General features: G+C 47.1%; 17 protein-coding genes. All 17 read left to right on the top strand.

Translation table 11 applies throughout. The features are described from left to right. Positions 1–46 precede the first annotated feature (46 nt). The 17 genes from rsmH (at position 47) to ileS (ending at position 18,647) form a co-directional block, all read left to right on the top strand. A complete protein-coding gene (gene rsmH, locus K7G97_RS11060; protein WP_223040592.1) occupies positions 47–985 on the top strand; it encodes a 16S rRNA (cytosine(1402)-N(4))-methyltransferase RsmH in 939 nt (312 codons plus the stop codon). Positions 986–998: 13 nt separating this feature from the next. Further along, entirely contained in the window at positions 999–1,385 is a 387-nt protein-coding gene (ftsL, locus tag K7G97_RS11055) for a cell division protein FtsL (protein ID WP_223040591.1), read from the top strand. Between the two features lie 65 nt (positions 1,386–1,450). Further along, positions 1,451–3,520 carry a penicillin-binding protein gene (locus K7G97_RS11050; protein ID WP_262415741.1) on the top strand — a complete coding sequence of 690 codons (2,070 nt, stop codon included), beginning with the start codon at positions 1,451–1,453 and terminating at the stop codon, positions 3,518–3,520. Between the two features lie 108 nt (positions 3,521–3,628). Then, the gene (locus K7G97_RS11045) at positions 3,629–4,948 is read left to right on the top strand and encodes a UDP-N-acetylmuramoyl-tripeptide--D-alanyl-D-alanine ligase (protein ID WP_262415740.1); all 1,320 of its coding nucleotides are present in this window, start codon (positions 3,629–3,631) and stop codon (positions 4,946–4,948) included. Positions 4,949–4,971: 23 nt separating this feature from the next. Next, entirely contained in the window at positions 4,972–5,934 is a 963-nt protein-coding gene (mraY, locus tag K7G97_RS11040; protein ID WP_050677532.1) for a phospho-N-acetylmuramoyl-pentapeptide-transferase, read from the top strand. Between the two features lie 33 nt (positions 5,935–5,967). Beyond that, positions 5,968–7,314 (top strand): UDP-N-acetylmuramoyl-L-alanine--D-glutamate ligase, encoded by a 1,347-nt coding sequence (murD, locus tag K7G97_RS11035; protein ID WP_223040590.1) that lies wholly within the window; start codon positions 5,968–5,970, stop codon positions 7,312–7,314. After that, the gene (gene murG, locus K7G97_RS11030; protein ID WP_223040589.1) at positions 7,311–8,405 is read left to right on the top strand and encodes an undecaprenyldiphospho-muramoylpentapeptide beta-N-acetylglucosaminyltransferase; all 1,095 of its coding nucleotides are present in this window, start codon (positions 7,311–7,313) and stop codon (positions 8,403–8,405) included. Before murD ends, murG begins: the two co-directional genes overlap by 4 nt. A 60-nt stretch (positions 8,406–8,465) precedes the next feature. After that, on the top strand, positions 8,466–9,245 hold the full coding sequence (locus K7G97_RS11025; protein WP_149427626.1) for a cell division protein FtsQ/DivIB: 780 nt from the start codon (positions 8,466–8,468) through the stop codon (positions 9,243–9,245). 229 nt (positions 9,246–9,474) lie between these two features. Next, a complete protein-coding gene (gene ftsA, locus K7G97_RS11020) occupies positions 9,475–10,779 on the top strand; it encodes a cell division protein FtsA (protein ID WP_223040588.1) in 1,305 nt (434 codons plus the stop codon). Positions 10,780–10,826: 47 nt separating this feature from the next. Beyond that, the gene (ftsZ, locus tag K7G97_RS11015) at positions 10,827–11,981 is read left to right on the top strand and encodes a cell division protein FtsZ (protein ID WP_029342137.1); all 1,155 of its coding nucleotides are present in this window, start codon (positions 10,827–10,829) and stop codon (positions 11,979–11,981) included. Positions 11,982–12,065: 84 nt separating this feature from the next. Then, positions 12,066–12,842 (top strand): peptidoglycan editing factor PgeF, encoded by a 777-nt coding sequence (gene pgeF / locus K7G97_RS11010; protein ID WP_047393727.1) that lies wholly within the window; start codon positions 12,066–12,068, stop codon positions 12,840–12,842. Next, positions 12,829–13,500 (top strand): YggS family pyridoxal phosphate-dependent enzyme, encoded by a 672-nt coding sequence (locus K7G97_RS11005; RefSeq protein WP_223040587.1) that lies wholly within the window; start codon positions 12,829–12,831, stop codon positions 13,498–13,500. Before pgeF ends, K7G97_RS11005 begins: the two co-directional genes overlap by 14 nt. Before the next feature lie 193 nt (positions 13,501–13,693). Next, positions 13,694–14,020, top strand: coding sequence for a cell division protein SepF (locus K7G97_RS11000; protein WP_231496839.1), 327 nt, complete (start codon positions 13,694–13,696; stop codon positions 14,018–14,020). A gap of 2 nt (positions 14,021–14,022) precedes the next feature. Next, positions 14,023–14,298, top strand: a complete 276-nt coding sequence (locus tag K7G97_RS10995; RefSeq protein ID WP_023468796.1) for a YggT family protein — start codon at positions 14,023–14,025, stop codon at positions 14,296–14,298. Beyond that, positions 14,295–15,065, top strand: a complete 771-nt coding sequence (locus K7G97_RS10990; protein WP_029342133.1) for a YlmH family RNA-binding protein — start codon at positions 14,295–14,297, stop codon at positions 15,063–15,065. Before K7G97_RS10995 ends, K7G97_RS10990 begins: the two co-directional genes overlap by 4 nt. A gap of 25 nt (positions 15,066–15,090) precedes the next feature. Further along, a complete protein-coding gene (locus K7G97_RS10985; protein WP_023468794.1) occupies positions 15,091–15,612 on the top strand; it encodes a DivIVA domain-containing protein in 522 nt (173 codons plus the stop codon). Positions 15,613–15,911: 299 nt separating this feature from the next. Beyond that, positions 15,912–18,647 (top strand): isoleucine--tRNA ligase, encoded by a 2,736-nt coding sequence (gene ileS, locus K7G97_RS10980; protein WP_223040586.1) that lies wholly within the window; start codon positions 15,912–15,914, stop codon positions 18,645–18,647. Positions 18,648–18,681 lie beyond the last annotated feature (34 nt).

The raw sequence follows: 18,681 nt of genomic DNA, 5'->3' as shown, positions 1-18,681 counted from the left end.
GAAAAAGAGTAACGTCCTTCAAGGACAGTGAAAGGTGAGGCAGGACATGTTTGAGCATGAAACAGTATTGAAATGGGAGTCGATCGAAGGACTCGCGATTAAACCCGACGGTATTTACGTCGATTGTACATTAGGTGGAGCAGGACACAGCGAAGAGATCGTCAAGCAATTGACGACAGGTCATCTATACGCATTTGATCAAGATGATGTCGCCCTCGCTCATGCAGTAGAACGTCTCGCGGCGTATGAAGGTCGCTTTACTTTAATAAAGAGTAATTTTGCTTATCTGAAAGAGCAATTAGCAGCACATGGCGTCGAGAAAGTGGACGGCATCTTATTCGATCTCGGTGTCTCTTCACCACAATTAGACGAAGGGGAACGGGGATTTAGTTACAATCACGACGCACGTCTCGACATGCGCATGGATCAATCTTCTCCACTTTCTGCTTACGAAGTCGTCAATGAGTGGTCGTACAATGATCTCGTACGTATCTTCTTTACATACGGGGAAGAGAAATTCTCGAAACAGATTGCGCGCAAAATCGAAAAAGCGCGGGAAGAGCGACCGATTGAGACGACGTTCGAACTCGTCGAATTGATCAAGGATGCGATTCCGGCACCAGCACGACGTAAAGGTGGTCACCCTGCGAAACGGACATTCCAAGCAATCCGGATCGCCGTCAATGATGAACTGAATGTCTTTGACCGTGCAGTACACCAAGCCATTGATTTATTACGGGTCGGTGGACGTCTATGTGTCATTACGTTCCATTCACTTGAAGATCGCATGTGTAAACAAGCAATTAAAGAAAAATCATCACTGCCCGAGCTGCCACCGGGGTTACCGATGATTCCCGTCGAAATGGAGCCGGAACTCCGACTCGTCACACGCAAGCCGATTACGGCTGGTGTTGAAGAGCTCGATGATAACCGTCGCGCCCGATCGGCAAAATTACGAGTTGCTGAAAAAATGAAAGAAACTTGAGAGGAGCATTCCAATGGCAGAACCACTTCGTAAATCGGTCCAAACGGTTCAACCCGTTCGTCAACAACCTGTTCAGGAACCACGAAAGACGGAAGATATCGCGCGTCGCGTCGCTGTCCGTCCGAAGTATCGCTTGTATCCCTTTGAAAAATTCTTATACAGCGCGATGATTGGTGGTCTTGTGTTATTTGGGAGTTTGACGATCAGTACGCATAACCAAGCGTATAATGTGAGCCGTGATTTAGCGAAAGAGAACCAAGTCACACAATCACTCAAAAAAGAAAACGAACGTTTACAACTAGAGGTCACGAACTTAAGCTCTCCGGAACGGATTTATAAGATTGCAAAAGAACAGGGTCTTGATATGCGTAAAGGGAACATCAAGGTGATTCCTAAATGAATCCACTGAAAAAATCCCGTTGGAGAGTAGCCTTTATCATGGTGATATTTGCTACTCTCTTTTTTGTGTTCATTGGCCGATTTTTGTATTTAGCAACGACAAAACAGTTCCATGGTGAAGATATGATTGCATACGCGGAAAAGAAACGATGGGAGTCTCAAGAAACGCTTGGAGCAGAACGTGGCGAGATTTTCGACCGTCTCGGTTCCCCGATTGCGATCAACGTTCCATCCTATCATCTGATTGGCGTTTATCGACTGGGTGGTGTCAAAGATCCAGATGAGACGATCGTCGATTTTAAAAAGACGGCTGAGGGTCTTGCGCCGATTCTTGGGATGACGACGAAGGAACTGGAGACCTATCTGATTGAGAACAAAGACCGTTCTCAAATTGAGTTCGGAAAAAAAGGAAATGATTTGACGCTTGATCAAAAAGAGAAAATCGACAATCTGAAGCTTCCTGGAATCCGGATGATTGAAGAGCCGAAACGATACTATCCGAACGGCATCTTCTTGTCTGATACACTAGGGTTCGTTCAAAAGATCACCGAGGAAAATGGTCGGGTCGCTTTACAAGGTCAGATGGGAATCGAGAAGCAGTATGATAATGCTTTAAGTGAATCTTACGGAGCCCGTGTCTTTGAAAAGGATCGTAGCGGTAATCCGTTGATTCAAGGTGCGTCACGTGTCTCGAACGAACCGAAGGATGGATCGAATCTCTATTTGACGATTGATCATCGAATCCAACAGTCGCTTGAAAAAGAGATGCAAAAAATGTACAACACGTACAAACCGAAAAATGCGACAGGTATTGTCATGGATGCGAAGACTGGTGAAATCCTCGCCATGGCGGATCGCCCATCGTTCAACCCGAATTTGCGTGATATGAAAGATTTCACGAATTTTGCCGTCTCGTCACGATTCGAGCCAGGTTCGACGATGAAAATCTTTACGCTCGCAGCAGCGATTGATGCGGGAGTGTTCCGTCCGAATGAGATGTATAAATCGGGTAGTTATAACTACAAAGGAACGGTCATCAAGGATTATAACGATGTCGGTTGGGGAACCATCCCGATGATTGAAGGGGTCTATCACTCCTCAAACGTCATGTTCTCGAAGTTGACAGCAGAAAAACTTGGGATTGAACGGTATAAAGATTACTTTAAGAAGTTTCATTTTGACCAACGAACGGGTATAGACATCTCGGGAGAAGTAAATAGTCAATCTGACTTGTCTAAACCGTTGAATGCGCTCATCACCTCATGGGGGCAATCGACTGCGGTCACGCCGATGCAATTGCTTCAAGGAGCGACAGCAATCGCTGGAGACGGCGAGATGGTCAAACCGCATATCATCCAAAAAGCGGATCATACGGATAAGGCACCATACCGAGCGAAAACAGAAGTCGTCGGTAAACCGATTTCTGCTGAAGCGGCAAAAGCAACACGCGAAGCACTCGACGGTGTCGTCAACAGTAAGCTTGGTACAGGTCAAATGTATAAGTTGAAAGATTACCGGGTCATTGGGAAGACCGGAACGGCTCAGATTTCTGAGAATGGAAAGTATATTCAAGGACAATTCATTCACTCGTTCATCGGTATGGCCCCAAAAGATGATCCGGAATTGATCATGTACATCGCGGTCGATCGTCCATCGAAAAACGAATCATCCGTCTCTGGTCCGCTCATCATGAGTCCTGTGTTCAAAAGTGTCATGAATACGGCACTACAGTATCGTAGCATCCAACCGGAAACGCAAAAGGATTCAGTGGATGTCAAAGCGAAGATCACGCCAAGTTATATCAAGAAGAGTGCTCGACAAGCGACTGACCTAGCAAAAGAACAAGAGGCAGTTGCGATCATCCTAGGCGATGGTGCTGAAGTCGTTTCGCAGATTCCATCCCGTGGACAGGAATTCGTCAGCGGAGAACGTGTCTTGCTGAAAACATCAAATACGTTTAAGATGCCGGATTTGACCGGTTGGTCGCAACGAGACGTCAAAAAGCTTGTCAGCTTATATGATTTGAAGCTCGACGTCATCGGTAAAGGTTTTGTAACCAAACAATCGGCTCGAACTGGTACACTAGTGAAGGAAAATGGAAAGTTGACGGTCGAACTAGCTGAACCTAAAGAGTAACGGTAGAGCAAGTTTCCTGATTTCTACAGGAAGACGAGGACGAACAGGAGTCATTCGTTGACTTTTGCATTCGTCCTCTTTTGCTGTCATCGAATGGAGGTATATATCATGTTAACAATTACGCAACTCGCTGAATGGTTGCATCTCGATGTCAAAGATGATCGTATCGTTCGTCACTTTGCAACAGATTCACGCGCACAACTGGAAGACGGTCTCTATGTTCCGATTCAGGGAGCACGCGTTGATGGTCATCGATTCCTTGAAGGTGCAAAAAATCAAGGAGCGATCATCACCTTATGGAAGAAAGGCATTGATCGGCCAGACGTCGATATCGTCTTTTTAGAAGTCGATGAACCATTGGTTGCCCTGCAACAAATCGCAAAACGATACTTAATGCAGATTGCGCCTAAAATCGTCGCCATCACTGGATCAAACGGGAAGACATCGACGAAGGACATGGTCGAGAGCGTACTCAAGACGACGTTCAAGACACATAAGACTCAAGGAAACTTCAATTCGGATATCGGAATGCCATTAACGATTCTCATGATGCCAGCTGATACGGAAGTCGCTGTGCTTGAGATGGGAATGAACGGATTTGGCGATATTGAATTCTTATCGAATCTAGCTGAGCCAGATATCGCGCTCGTCACGAACATCGGCGAATCGCATGCGGAGCAAGTCGGTGGACGCAGTGGCATCGCCAAAGCGAAGCTTGAGATTCAATCCGGACTCAAGCCAGGTGGTCATTTATTCGTTGATGGTGACGAACCACTTCTCGCAGAAGTCGAAGCGGAGAAGATCGGCTATCAGATCGGAAATACGTACCGGATCGAAACGAAGGAAGCAACGTTCTTTGGGACGGCCTTTACTTACGATGGCACCGCTTTTCATCTGCCAGTGTTAGGAAAACACCAAGTCCGAAATGCAGCATACGCGATTGCGACAGCACGTGCACTTGGCGTGACGGACGCTCGGATTCAAGAGGGGTTCGATGCGGTTGAATTGACACCGATGCGGATGGAACGATTACTCTTTGAAGAGACTGCGGTCATCAATGATGCGTATAACGCGAGTCCGACATCAATGAATGCAGCGATTGAAACGGTCACTGCGCTGGAAGGGTATACGACACGCGTTCTCGTCCTCGGCGATATGTATGAATTAGGGGACCAAGAACGCTTATTACATGCCTCGGTCGGAAAGCGGATTGCGTTACCCGTCTCGCATGCTATCCTAGTAGGGGAGAAAGGCGCGTGGATTGCTGAAGGAATCAGCGACCCGTCTGTTCAAATCCAATTCGCGGCAACCGTCGAGGATGCTGCGAAACGATTGCGTCCGCTGCTCGGAGAACGAACAATCGTCTTATTGAAAGCGTCACGTGGGATGGCGCTTGAAAGGATATTAACCTATCTGAACGAAAACTAATTTTTGAAAAAAGGGTGTCTGCTATGATCACATTATTCATCAGTCTTATTCTTGCATTTCTCGTTGTGCTACTCGTCATGCCAAAGGCGATTCCATTTCTACACCAATTGAAGTTCGGTCAAGAAATTCGGGAAGAAGGACCACAATGGCATCAGGTCAAATCAGGAACACCGACGATGGGTGGAATCGTCATCCTTGTCGCGATGATCGTCAGCGTTCTTGGTGCAGTCGTCATGGGCGATCTATCGACGACACAATTATCGTTACTGTTTTTAACACTTGCGTATGGCGTCATCGGCTTCATTGATGATTACATCAAAGTCGTCAAGAAACGTAATCTTGGTCTGAATTCGAAACAAAAATTAATTGGACAAATCGTCGTCGGATTGTTATTCGTCTGGTTGAGCGGTGGATTCACGAGTGATGCGACGTATCTATCGATTCCATTTACAGATTTTGAGCTTGATTTCGGTATCGTCTATCCGTTTGTTGCCTTGTTCTGGTTAGTCGGCTTCTCAAATGCAGTCAACTTGACGGATGGATTGGACGGTCTCGTATCATTCACAGCGATTCCAACATTCTTGTTCTTCGGATTATACAGTTGGTTTATTGCAGATGAAGTAGGCGCTGCTTGTTTTGCTTTCTCAGCAGTTGGTGCATTGATCGGATTTTTGTTATTCAATGCGCACCCGGCGAAGATCTTCATGGGAGATACAGGTTCACTTGCACTCGGTGCTGCACTAGCAGGTCTATCGATTGTCTTAAAACTGGAATTACTACTCGTCTTAATCGGTATCGTTTTCGTTGTCGAGACATTATCCGTCATTCTACAAGTCATCTCCTTTAAGACGACAGGAAAACGAATTTTCAAAATGAGCCCGATTCACCACCACTTCGAAATGGTCGGTTGGAGCGAATGGCGGATCGTCGGTACATTCGCAGGAATCAGCTGTTTGATGGCATTCATCGCCTATCTATTCGTGTAATAAAAAAGAAGAGAGAAAGTGAGCGATTCAACAATGGAACAACGACAATGGAATGATCAAAAAGTGCTCGTTCTCGGAACGGCGAAAAGTGGAATCGCAGCAGCTCGGTATTTAGCGAGTATTGGTGCAGAGGTAACGGTCAATGACGGGAAAACGCCGTCCGAGAGTGATCAAGCGACGCTTGCATCACTCGATGTTAAGACGGTCTACGGTGAGCACCCGCTCACACTACTCGACGACATCGATTTGATCGTCAAGAATCCAGGGATTCCGTATCACATCGATCTGCTACAAGAAGCCTTGCGACGCGACATTCCGGTTTGGACAGAGGTAGAACTGGCGTATCAAGCAACCGATGCGACGTGGATTGCCATTACAGGATCGAACGGGAAAACGACGACGACGACGCTTGTCCATGAGTTGTTGAAAACCGGTACGCGGCGTGTACATTTGGCAGGAAACATTGGATTCCCGGCAATTGAAATCGCATGTCAGGCGAAACAGGACGATATCATCGTCATTGAATTATCAAGTTTTCAATTGATGGGGATCGAGCAGTTCCGACCATACACGGCAGCGTTTTTGAACTTATCACCGGCACATCTGGATTATCATGGTGATTTTGAATCGTATGGCGAAGCGAAAGCCCGGATCTTTAAGAACATGAAAGAAACGGATCGTCTTGTCTTGAATGCCGATGATACGTCCGTCAATGTGCTCGGAAAGACTGCTGAAGTAACGCCGTTCTTGTTCTCTCGTCGTCAATCGGCGTATGCAGAAGTCCTGAACGATACGTTGACAATCAATGGGACGAGTATCTTACCTGTTAGTGAACTGGCTCTCGGTGGTGGGCATAATGTCGAGAACGTTCTCGCAGCCTTAACACTCGTCGAACCGTTTAACTTAGCATTACCTGACGTTCAACATGTCCTACGGACGTTTGGTGGTGTAGAACACCGGACACAGTTCGTCGGTGAAATTGCTGGTCGAAAAGTTTACAACGACTCAAAAGCGACGAATAATGTTGCAACAGAAGCGGCGTTGTCCGGATTTACGGCACCCATCATCTGGTTATGTGGCGGACTCGAGCGTGGAGCGGATTTGACACCGTTACTCGATTCAATGAAACACGTCAAACATGTCATCGGGCTTGGTGAGACAGGTCATCGGTTCGGAACGCTTGCGTCAGAAAATGGCTATGTGTCGACCGTTGTTGAGGCGATGGATGAAGCGGTGAAAGTCGCGTTTGAAGTGTCACAACCCGGCGACATCATTCTTCTGTCACCAGCATCTGCAAGTTGGGATCAATACAAGACATATGAAGAGCGCGGCGATCATTTCGTTCGTGCCGTACATGAAGTAGGAGGAACAACAGTATGAAAATCGTCGTCTCTGGAGGCGGTACAGGCGGTCACATTTATCCGGCACTCGCTATGATTCGGGAGCTTGAACAACGCATGCCGTGTGAGGTCCTCTATATCGGAACAGAAAATGGTCTCGAGGCGGATATCGTCCGTCGCGCGGGAATTCCATTTGAATCGATTGAGATTTCTGGCATTCGTCGTTCCTTGTCGTTCGAAAACGTCAAGACCGGTATCCGGTTCGTCAAGAGCGTCCGGCGTGTTCGTCGACTACTGCGTCAGTTCCAACCGGATATCGTCGTCGGTACAGGTGGATTCGTTTGTGGACCGGTATTGTATACGGCTGCAAAAATGGGGTTCAAGACACTCGTTCATGAACAAAACAGTTTACCTGGTATCACGAATAAATTTTTAGCTCGGTATGTGGATCGGGTTGCACTCTCGTTTAAAGGGTCTGGACATCACTTCGGTAAGAATGAAGCGAAGACGGTTTTAATCGGAAATCCGCGTGCTTCTGAAGTGGCAGAGCTTAACATCAATCCGCTTGAAGAGCGACAACGTTTCGGTTTTGAAGAAGGACGTCCTCTCATCGTCATCTATGGCGGGAGTCGTGGCGCACCTGCAATCAACGAAGCAGTCGTCGATATGATGCCAAAGGTCGAGCAAGCAGGATGGTCGCTCCTCTTCGTTACGGGTCAAATTCATTACGATACGATCGTGTCACGCGTTGGTTCTGTACCAGAACGCATTCAACTTCGCCCATTCGTATATGATTTACCGAATATCTTAAAAGCTAGTCAACTTGTTATTTCGCGTTCAGGAGCAAGTACGCTTGCCGAACTGACGACACTCGGCTTACCGAGCGTGCTCATCCCGAGTCCTTACGTGACGGAAAATCACCAAGAGGTCAATGCCTCATCGCTCGTCGAGACAGGTGCGAGTCTATTGATTCGTGAACAGGAACTGACAGGTGATCGATTGTTTGAGGCATGTGAAAAAGCGTTGGCACAACAACAAATGATGTCTGAAGCGGCGCTTGCGCTCGGTATGCCGAATGCTTCACGGGACTTAGTTGATGAATTGTTACGATTGACAGGACAAAAAAACTAAACTATTGCAGGAAAAGACCGATAGGGAAATGAACTGTTACGTATAGAGGGGGAATGAGACGTGAGGGAACGGAGAGCGGTCGGACGACCACAAGAGGACGAGAATGTCCGTAGTCTCGAGGATAAGATACCTTATATCCGTGAACAACGTCGCAAAAAAGCCAACCGAAGACTCATTTATGTCCTGATTCTGATTGGTCTATTGGTCGGTGTCGTCTTTTATCTACAGTCGAGTTATTCTCGGGTTGCTCGATTTGATATCGATGGTAACGTCAATGTGAAGTCTGCTGATATCTTGCAAGCGTCCGGGATTAAGGTGAAGGAAACACACGCCTTTAACGTATCGGAGGAAGATGTTCTTGAGCGAATCGAAAAGGTTCCGGGTATTCAAGAAGCAACGATGCAAAAACAGTTTTTGCATCAATATCGCGTGACGGTGACGGAAGAGAAAGAGATTGCTTACGCGAAGGATAAACCGGGAGACCGGATCGTGCTTGCGGACGGAACGATCATTCCTGGGAAGTCGAAGGAAGAACTATTCGATGCTCCGATCTTGACGGGATTCACGGATCAGTCATTAAATCGATTGACGAAGGAACTTGTTAAAATCGAGCCGAAAGTACGGAGCCGGATCTCAGAAATCGTCGCAAACGATAAGACGGACAAAGGTGGTCTGAAGTTATTCATGACGGACGGGAATACGGTATTACTCAGTACGTCTGCCTTTTCAAATTCCTTGAATGAATACGTGAAGGTCATTTCTGCCTTACCGAAAGGAAAGACAGGGACGATTACAATTGATGGCGGCATCTATTTCAAGCCATATAAAGGGAAAAAATAGAAGATTCGTAAAGGGTTGACGAACAAAAAAACAAACGTGTGTTTTCATTCGTCGACCGTTGTTCGAATCGTCATCAAATCGTAATCTATTCGAACGCTAAGACGGGCAATAACTTCTTTTCGTAAGTATTTATATAGTGTAGACTTAAACGAGAAGAAGCCTGTCCTGTTCCTAGAATATAATTAGGAATAAAAAGGATTAGTATTATGAAAGTGGAGGTGTCACTCCCATGGAAACGAAAGGTACGATTGCCGCACTCGACATAGGGACATCGGAGGTGAAACTCATCGTCGGTGAACTACTTGGTGGAACGCTGAACGTTCTTGCTGAAGGTTCTGCACCATCCGCGGGTGTTAAACGAGGTGTCATCGTTGACATCGATCAAACGGTACATGCCATTAAACAAGCGGTCACGGAAGTGGAACGTACACTTGGTGAACCAATTGGTGAAGTATATGTTGCTATCTCTGGCGAACACATTCAAGTGAAGGATTGCCAGGGGATGACATCAATCAAAGGTGAGGACAATGAAATCACGGATGATGACGTGAAAGATGTTCTGCATTCTGCGATGGTCATGCGAATTCCAAACGAACTCAGTGTCGTCGATGTCCTGCCGAAGACGTTTACGGTCGATCAGCAAACGGAGATCACTGATCCTAGAGGAATGATTGGTTATCGTCTCGAAGTAACAGGGAAGCTCATCATCGGAGCAAAGACGATCCTACATAGCATTAAACGTTCCATTGAACGGGCTGGTTTAGAGCTTGCTGGATATGTGCTGGAGAGTTTAGCGGTATCTAGAATCGCAGCATCGATTGATGAACTCGAACTCGGTGTCGGAATCATCGACATCGGACATGAGACGACGACACTTTCCATCTATGAAAAGAATGACCTCGTCTACTCGACGACGTTGCCATACGGTGGCGATCATCTGACACGTGATTTGACGTATAAGATGAATTGTAAATATCAAGATGCGAAGCTCGCAAAAGAAGAGTACGGTGTTGCACTTGAAGCACTCGGTGATCCGGAAGAGAAAGTTTCCTACGTCACGATCAACGGGGAACATCGTTTCGAACCACAATCAGAAATCGGTTTCGTGTTAGAAGCGCGACTTGAGGAAATCTTCGAGATGATTCAAAAACGAATGACGCAAGCCGGATACGCTCATATGAACAGCGGTTTAATCTTGTGTGGCGGAAGTTCTTCATTGCCGGGAATCGACCAGCTTGGAAAACGAATCTTCAAGCAGAGCGTCAATGTCTATCAACCTGCTAGTCTTGGTATTCGTCATCCGAAGTATGCCGTCGCAGCTGGTATGTTACGTTATGTACTTTCACGAAGCGCCGTATCGAAATCAGGTTTCGACCGCGCAGAAGAGAAGGAAGTCGTAGCACACGGACGTGAACAGGATGCACCGCTCATGAACGAACAAGCGACACCTGTTCGAGAAGAACGGTCGACACGTGAACAGCCTCCAAAAGAGAAAAAGTCATTCAGCAGTTTCTTTGAGAAATTCTTTGGTTAATGCCTACAAAAAATCCAATGAGTAAAAAATATTAGGGGGCCCTTTTTATGTTGCATTTTGATGAAATGATGGACCAAGTAGCAAAAATCAAGGTCATCGGTGTAGGTGGTGGCGGTTCGAACGCCGTCAACCGAATGATTGAACACGGTGTCCAAGGCGTAGAATTCATCGCAGTAAACACGGATGCGCAGGCATTGAACATGTCACAAGCTGACGTAAAACTACAACTCGGTGCTAAATTGACACGCGGTCTCGGTGCGGGTGCCAATCCGGAAATCGGTAAAAAAGCGGCGGAAGAGAGCCGTGAGCAATTAACAGAAATCCTTTCTGGTGCTGACATGGTCTTCGTCACAGCGGGAATGGGTGGCGGAACGGGTACAGGAGCTGCTCCTGTCATCGCGGAGATTTCAAAAGAGATCGGCGCATTGACAGTCGGTGTCGTCACAAAACCATTCATGTTCGAAGGACGTAAACGGATGCAACATGCTGTTTCAGGTGTCCAGAACTTTAAAGAAAAAGTCGATACGTTAATCGTCATTCCGAACGACAAGTTACTTGAAATCGTTGATCGGAACACACCAATGCTTGAAGCGTTTAAAGAAGCGGATAACGTCTTGCGTCAAGGTGTACAAGGTATCACTGACTTGATCGCCGTACCTGGTCTGATCAACCTTGACTTCGCCGATGTGAAGACGATCATGACGGAAAAAGGTTCTGCTTTGATGGGTGTAGGTGTCGCGACAGGCGAACACCGTGCGACGGAAGCAGCGAAAAAAGCGATTTCGAGTCCGTTGCTTGAGACATCGATCGAAGGCGCAAAAGGTGTCCTGATGAACATCACGGGTAGTGCGAACCTCAGCTTGTACGAAGTGACGGAAGCCGCACAAATCGTTCAGAGTGCAGCCGATGAGGAAGTCAACTTGATCTTCGGTTCTGTTATCAACGATAACCTAGAAGATGAAATCATCGTCACAGTCATCGCGACGGAATTCGAAAACGAACCACTCGATTTCGAAATTCCATCGGCACAAGAGATGATGAAAAACCTCTTGAAGAAAAAACAAGCGACTCCACCACCAACTGAGGAGTCTAAACCACAAGTCGAAGAGACACCTGTCAGCTCGAATCCTGAACCGGCTAAAGCGCCAGATGTCGAAGAAACGATGGACATCCCATCATTCCTTCGCCGGAATAATCGTTGATCGATGTTCCAGTGACACGACTGCTAAACGATGAGGTGTCGCGAAAGCGGCGCCTCTTTTTTTAAAATCAAAGGAGGCATGAACATGTTTGGACAATGGATCAAATGGGATACACCGACGGGTACCGTACGTGCCGCCTTTACGACGAAGTTCGCAGCCCCTCATGAGAACGGAAATTTAGGATTACATGTCAACGATGATCGCGACGGTGTCATCCAGAACCGACAAGTCATCGCACGTCAGCTTGATCTCTCCCTCGAGAACTCGATTTGGGCACAGCAAGTTCACGGAAATCACGTTGAACAGGTGACGACACTTGACTCTGGGCGTGGTGCTTTGGATTACGAAACAGCGATTCCGGGTACAGATGGATTGGTGACGACCGATTCGAATGTCTTATTGATGATGCTGTTCGCTGACTGTGTGCCGCTTGTCTTCTGTGACCCGACGACAGGAATCATCGCGAATACGCACGCCGGCTGGCGCGGAACTGTCGGCAATATCGTCGAGGAAACAGTCAAGCAAATGGAACGTGCGGGTGCGAGTCGTTCATCGATTCAAATGGTCATCGGTCCATCGATCCGTGATTGTTGTTACGAAGTCGATCAACCCGTCATCGATGCAATCGATGCGCTTGAACTCGATGAGTCTCCTTACATACGCAAGGAAGATGGAAAAGCGATGTTATCGCTACAAAAAACGAACGCTGCGCTAGCGGAGCGTTGTGGAGTCGGTGATGTCCTTGACACAGGTCTATGTACACACTGTCAGGCGGAAGATTACTTCTCTTATCGCCACGGCGATCATGGTGGTCGCTTTGCAAGTTTGATCGTAAAGGAGTCATTGGATGTCAATTCTTGATAATGTACAAGAGGTTACGAAACGAATGGAACAAGCAAGTGAAAAGAGTTCTTCTGAAAAGCAGGTACAGTTGATTGGCGTGACGAAATCAGTCTCAAGTCAAGTTGCTTCTGAATTATTAGCAGCAGGTGTGACCCATCTCGGTGAAAATCGCCCGGACGGATTGCTCGAAAAACAGGCAGAGCTCGGACGAACCGCCTGTACATGGCACTTCATCGGTACGCTACAAACGCGTAAAGTTCGTCAGATCATCGATGCCATTGACGTGCTGCATTCCCTTGACCGTCTTCATTTGGCGGAAGAGATCAATAAACGAACGGACCGAATCATTGATTGTTTCATTCAAGTCAACGTTTCTGGAGAAGAATCGAAGCAAGGAATCGCGCCTGAGGACTTGCCTTCGTTCTTACATGAAATCGGTCAGTATCCAGCGATTCGTGTCATCGGACTGATGACGATGGCACCGTTAACGGAAGATACGACGCGTATCCGTGAGGTATTCCGGTCATTAAAAACATTGCAAGAAGAGGTCAAGGCGAAAAAATTGTCGTATGCTCCATGTACGGAGTTATCTATGGGAATGTCGTCTGATTTTGAGATCGCCATCGAAGAAGGGGCGACGTTCGTCCGAATCGGGACGACGCTCGTTCACACCTAAACGAGAAGAAGGGAGAATGGATATGGGTTTTAAATCAAAAATGCAAAATCTATTTCTCGGCAACAGCGACGATTTAGATGAACTTGAATATGAAAATGATGCTACAATAAATAAAGGTAGAGGTGCTTCACAACAAGAGTATGAAGAGTATTACGAGGAATCTACCCCAAGTGTTACTCAAAAGGAGGACAGCGTGAGACAATCGAATATCGTGCCGCTTCATGCGACGAAAAAAACGAAATCGCAAGTCATCTTGAGTGAACCACGTGTCTTCAACGAAGCCCAGGAAATCGGGGAACATCTTCGTCAGAACCGTGCTGTCATCGTCAACATGCAACGTATGTCAAAAGATCAATCACGACAGATGATCAATTTCTTATCTGGTGTCGTCTTCGCTCTCGATGGAACGATTACGACGATCAGTCAGAATACCCTCCTCTGTGTTCCGAACAACGTCGAGTTAGCTGGTAGCATCTCGAATCTTCTTGGAGAAGATGATATTAATCATAAGGGGTGGTAAGTATGGATTCTCAAGTGATGTACGCAATTGGTCGTACATTGAGCACGTTATTACAGTATTACAGTTACGTCATGATCGTTTATATCCTGCTTTCGTGGTTCCCGAATGCCCGTGATTCTAAATTCGGACAAGTGCTCGCGATGTTAGTCGAGCCATTCCTAGCGCCCTTCCGTCGTATCATCCCGCCTATCGGGGGCATGCTGGATATCTCGCCGATTGTAGCCTTCCTCGTCTTGAACTTGGCTCAATCGGGTATCCGAGCAATCTTTTTAGTATGAGCGTATACGATCATTATCGTGGAAGCGAGCGGGAATTCGTCGATTCAGTCTTGAACTGGATCGATCACGTGGAAGCGACCTATACGTTCAAATTAACGGATTTTTTAGATCCACGTGAACAACAAATCACACAAGAACTCGTCGGCTCGAAATGCGCCCTCTTTTTTGAGGGCGGTTTCGAAGGCGCTGAACGTAAACGGGCAATCCTCGCACCAGATTATTATGAATACAACGCGGATGACTTTGACATTTCCATCTATCGCATTCATTATCCTACTAAATTCGTTGAACTTTCTCATCGTCAAGTCACCGGTACATTATTGAACGTCGGATTGAAACGAGCAAAATTCGGCGACGTCATCATTCAGGATCAAGTACAGTTTGCCGTCGCGGACGAAGTCGCGACCTATATCGAAGCAAACGTCGAACGTGCAGGGAAGACGAAGATTCGTCTTTCGCGTGTTGAGGCGGAAGACCGTTTGAAAGTGAAGGATCAAGAGTGGGAAGAGACACTTGGGTTCGTCAGTTCACTTCGGTTCGATACGGTCGTGAGTGAAATTCTCGGTTTCTCACGTCAAAAAGCACAGACGCTCATCAAACAAGGTGAAAGTAAGGTCAATTATAAAGTAGTGGATGATTCGAGCTTCATGCTAGAAGAAGGCGACTTGCTTTCCTTGCGTGGAACAGGACGCGTCAAGTTGATTGCAATCCTTGGATCAACGAAACGTGACCGGATCAAGCTACAATACGGTATTTTAAAAGGATAAGATAAATGCGGAGGAGGAATTCATCATGCCATTAACGCCACTCGATATTCATAATAAGGAGTTCACACGAAAGTTTCGCGGCTATGACGAAGATGAAGTGAACGAATTCCTAGATCAAGTCATCAAGGATTTTGAATTGTTGTTACGTGAGAATCGTCAACAACAAGAAGTCATCCAAAACATGCAAGCACGTGTCGATTACTTCAGTTCGATGGAAGAAACATTGAATAAATCGATCATCGTCGCACAGGAAGCGGCTGAAGAAGTCAAAGCCAATGCTTCAAAAGAAGCGAGCTTGATCCTAAAGCAAGCAGAACGTGAAGCAGAGCAGTTGCAAGATGCGGCGCAACGCCGGGCACAACGGACGGACTTCGAAGTAGAGCAAATGCGCAAAAAAATCGAACTCTATCGTAATCGATTCAAAGTATTGATCGATGCGCAGATGGAATTATTGACGAGCCATGACTGGGATGCGTTTGATTTCTCTTCTCGTGGAGCGCTTGACGATGTTCCAGCAGTTGCGTATAATGACGACGATGTCGTATAAATAAAATCAATGACAAGGACACGTCGCATCTTGGACGGTTGACAGCGAATCGGGGGAATGGTGGAAGCCCGAGCAACGAAAAAGATGGGGTATCCCCTTGGAGTGCATGACTGAACGTTCGCCGAACAGTAAGTCATGCCGGCTCACTCCCGTTATCGAGTTCTTAAGCGGTCCTGCGTCGTCAAACTGGCGAGCGGGATTAGTAGGGTGGTACCGCGAGTTCAGCCAAGCTCGTCCCTATCTCAGGGATGAGCTTGGCTTTTTTTGTACTTTTAATGCGAAAGGTGAGAGATAGTCAGATGGATTACAAAGAAACCTTATTGATGATGAAAACAGAGTTTTTAATGCGAGGCAACTTGCCAAAACGTGAACCAGATATGCAAGCACGATGGGAAGAGATGAATCTCTACGCTGCGGTCCAGGAAAAGAACGCTGGAAAGCCAACGTTCATCCTTCACGATGGTCCTCCGTACGCGAATGGTGACATCCACATGGGTCACGGATTAAACAAAGTCTTAAAAGACATCATCGTCCGCTACAAATCGATGAATGGCTTCCAGTCTCCGTACGTGCCTGGTTGGGACACACATGGATTACCGATCGAAACTGCACTTCAAAAAGCCGGTGTTGATCGTAAATCGATGACGGTCGCAGAATTCCGTGAATTATGTGCAAAATATGCGCTCGAACAAGTTGATCACCAACGCGAACAATTCAAACGCCTCGGCGTTCTCGGTGACTATGACAACCCATACATCACCCTGCAACCAGAATTTGAAGCAGCTCAAATTCGTTTGTTCGGGGATATGGCGAACAAAGGCTATATCTACAAAGGGAAGAAACCGGTCTATTGGTCACCGTCTTCTGAATCAGCACTCGCTGAAGCAGAAATCGAATATCAAGATAAACGGTCAGCTGCTATCTATGTCGCGTTCCAAGTCATGGACGGGAAAAACATCTTAGAGCCGACGGATCATTTCGTCATCTGGACGACGACACCATGGACGATTCCAGCGAACCTCGGAATCTCTGTCAGTGCGGAACTGACATATGCGCGGATCGAGTATCAAGGAAAAGGCTATATCGTAGCGGAAACACTCGTTCCTGAAGTCATCGAAGCACTTGGATGGGAAGATGCAACAGTCGGACGTATCTTTAATGGTGCGGACTTCGAATACATGAAAGCAAAACATCCATTGTACGACCGTGAATCACTCGTCATGCTTGGCGATCACGTTACAGCGGAAGCGACAGGTGTCGTGCATACGGCTCCAGGTCACGGGGAAGATGACTTCCGTATCGGTCAAGCGTACGGTCTTGACGTTCTTTGTCCAGTCGACGATAAAGGGGTCATGACAGCAGAAGCGCCTGGATTCGAAGGCATGTTCTATGAGGATGCGAACAAAGAAATCGGTCTCGCACTCGAAGAAGCAGGCGCTCTCTTAAAACTGTCGTTCATCAAACACTCGTATCCACACGACTGGCGGACGAAAAAACCGGTCATCTTCCGGGCAACGCCACAGTGGTTCGCTTCAATCAAAGACTTCCGTGCGGAAATCCTTGATGAAATCAAAGGCGTCCAGTGGGTACCAGAGTGGGGCGAAACACGTCTCCACAATATGTTCAAAGACCGCGGCGACTGGGTCATCTCACGTCAACGTGCTTGGGGCGTTCCACTTCCAATCTTCTATGCTGAAGATGGAACGGAAATCGTCACACCAGAAACGATTGATCATATCGCGAATTTATTTGCAGCTCACGGATCAAATGTCTGGTATGAGCGCGAAGCAGTCGACTTGCTTCCTGAAGGATTCACACATCCAGCAAGCCCGAACGGTATCTTCAAAAAAGAAACGGACATCATGGATGTCTGGTTCGATTCTGGTTCATCACATGCCGGTGTCCTTGCGACACGTCCTGAATTGACACGTCCAGCGGATCTCTATCTTGAAGGATCTGACCAATACCGTGGTTGGTTCAACTCGTCGCTATCGACAGCCGTCGCAACGACAGGAAAAGCACCATACAAAGCGGTCGTCAGTCACGGATTCGTTCTGGATGGTCAAGGTCGCAAGATGTCGAAATCGATCGGTAACACGATTGCACCAATCCAAGTAATGCAACAATTCGGAGCTGAGATCCTTCGCTTGTGGGTCGCATCTGTCGATTATCAAGCTGATGTCCGGGCATCGATGGATAACTTCAAACAAGTCTCAGAGTCATACCGGAAAATTCGCAACACGGTTCGTTTCCTTCTCGGAAACTTGGATCAATTTGATCCTGCGGCGCATCGTGTCGCATTCGAAGACTTACCAGAGTCAGATCGTTTCATGCGGACGAAATTGGACCAACTTGTTGGAAAAGTAAAAGCGGCATATGATGCGTACGACTTCATGTCGGTCTATCAATTGCTCCACAACTTCTGTGTCCTTGATTTGTCATCCTTCTACCTCGATTACACGAAAGATATCCTGTATATCGAAAAAGCAGACGCGACATCGCGTCGTGCGGTTCAGACGGTCATGTATGATACAGTCGTCGCCTTGTTGCAATTGATGGCACCTGTCCTGCCACACACAGCAGACGAAGCATGGGAATTCGTACCAGCTGTTGAGACGAAGAGTATCTTCCTGACAGACCTTCCGGAAACGGTCGAAGTCTCAGAAGAAGGACTTGCCCTCATCGAGAAATGGAACGCGTTCCTGACGTTCCGCGATGATGTCTTAAAAGCACTCGAGGAAGCACGCGTTGAGAAACTCGTCGGTAAGACACTTGAAGCGAAACTCTTGCTTGCGCCGAAGGAAGAAACAAAAGCCTTGCTCGGAACAATCGATCATCTTGAGCAGTTACTCCAAGTCTCACAACTCGAATTCGTGGAAACAGCGGATAAGATGTATGAGACGACCGGCATCACGGTTCAAAAAGCTGACGGTGAAAAATGTGAACGTTGTTGGACATATTCGACGGAACTCGGACAAGATCCGGCTCATCCGACGCTTTGCCCACGTTGTACTGAAGTCGTCAATTCTTTATAATGATACAAAGGGAGGGGCGACTGCGACTTCGCAG

Source organism: Exiguobacterium acetylicum (genome assembly GCF_019890935.1).
GTDB lineage: Bacteria > Bacillota > Bacilli > Exiguobacteriales > Exiguobacteriaceae > Exiguobacterium_A > Exiguobacterium_A abrahamii.
Note: the sequence above shows the minus strand (reverse complement) of the source record. Positions and strands in the feature narration are given on the sequence as shown.

Bases quoted from the DNA above. Each gene is read 5' to 3' on its own strand.
- rsmH (WP_223040592.1), top strand. From the start codon at position 47: ATGTTTGAGCATGAAACAGTATTGAAATGGGAGTCGATCGAAGGACTC.
- ftsL (WP_223040591.1), top strand. From the start codon at position 999: ATGGCAGAACCACTTCGTAAATCGGTCCAAACGGTTCAACCCGTTCGT.
- K7G97_RS11045 (WP_262415740.1), top strand. From the start codon at position 3,629: ATGTTAACAATTACGCAACTCGCTGAATGGTTGCATCTCGATGTCAAA.
- mraY (WP_050677532.1), top strand. From the start codon at position 4,972: ATGATCACATTATTCATCAGTCTTATTCTTGCATTTCTCGTTGTGCTA.
- murD (WP_223040590.1), top strand. From the start codon at position 5,968: ATGGAACAACGACAATGGAATGATCAAAAAGTGCTCGTTCTCGGAACG.
- murG (WP_223040589.1), top strand. From the start codon at position 7,311: ATGAAAATCGTCGTCTCTGGAGGCGGTACAGGCGGTCACATTTATCCG.
- ftsA (WP_223040588.1), top strand. From the start codon at position 9,475: ATGGAAACGAAAGGTACGATTGCCGCACTCGACATAGGGACATCGGAG.
- ftsZ (WP_029342137.1), top strand. From the start codon at position 10,827: ATGTTGCATTTTGATGAAATGATGGACCAAGTAGCAAAAATCAAGGTC.
- pgeF (WP_047393727.1), top strand. From the start codon at position 12,066: ATGTTTGGACAATGGATCAAATGGGATACACCGACGGGTACCGTACGT.
- K7G97_RS11005 (WP_223040587.1), top strand. From the start codon at position 12,829: ATGTCAATTCTTGATAATGTACAAGAGGTTACGAAACGAATGGAACAA.
- K7G97_RS10995 (WP_023468796.1), top strand. From the start codon at position 14,023: ATGGATTCTCAAGTGATGTACGCAATTGGTCGTACATTGAGCACGTTA.
- K7G97_RS10990 (WP_029342133.1), top strand. From the start codon at position 14,295: ATGAGCGTATACGATCATTATCGTGGAAGCGAGCGGGAATTCGTCGAT.
- K7G97_RS10985 (WP_023468794.1), top strand. From the start codon at position 15,091: ATGCCATTAACGCCACTCGATATTCATAATAAGGAGTTCACACGAAAG.
- ileS (WP_223040586.1), top strand. From the start codon at position 15,912: ATGGATTACAAAGAAACCTTATTGATGATGAAAACAGAGTTTTTAATG.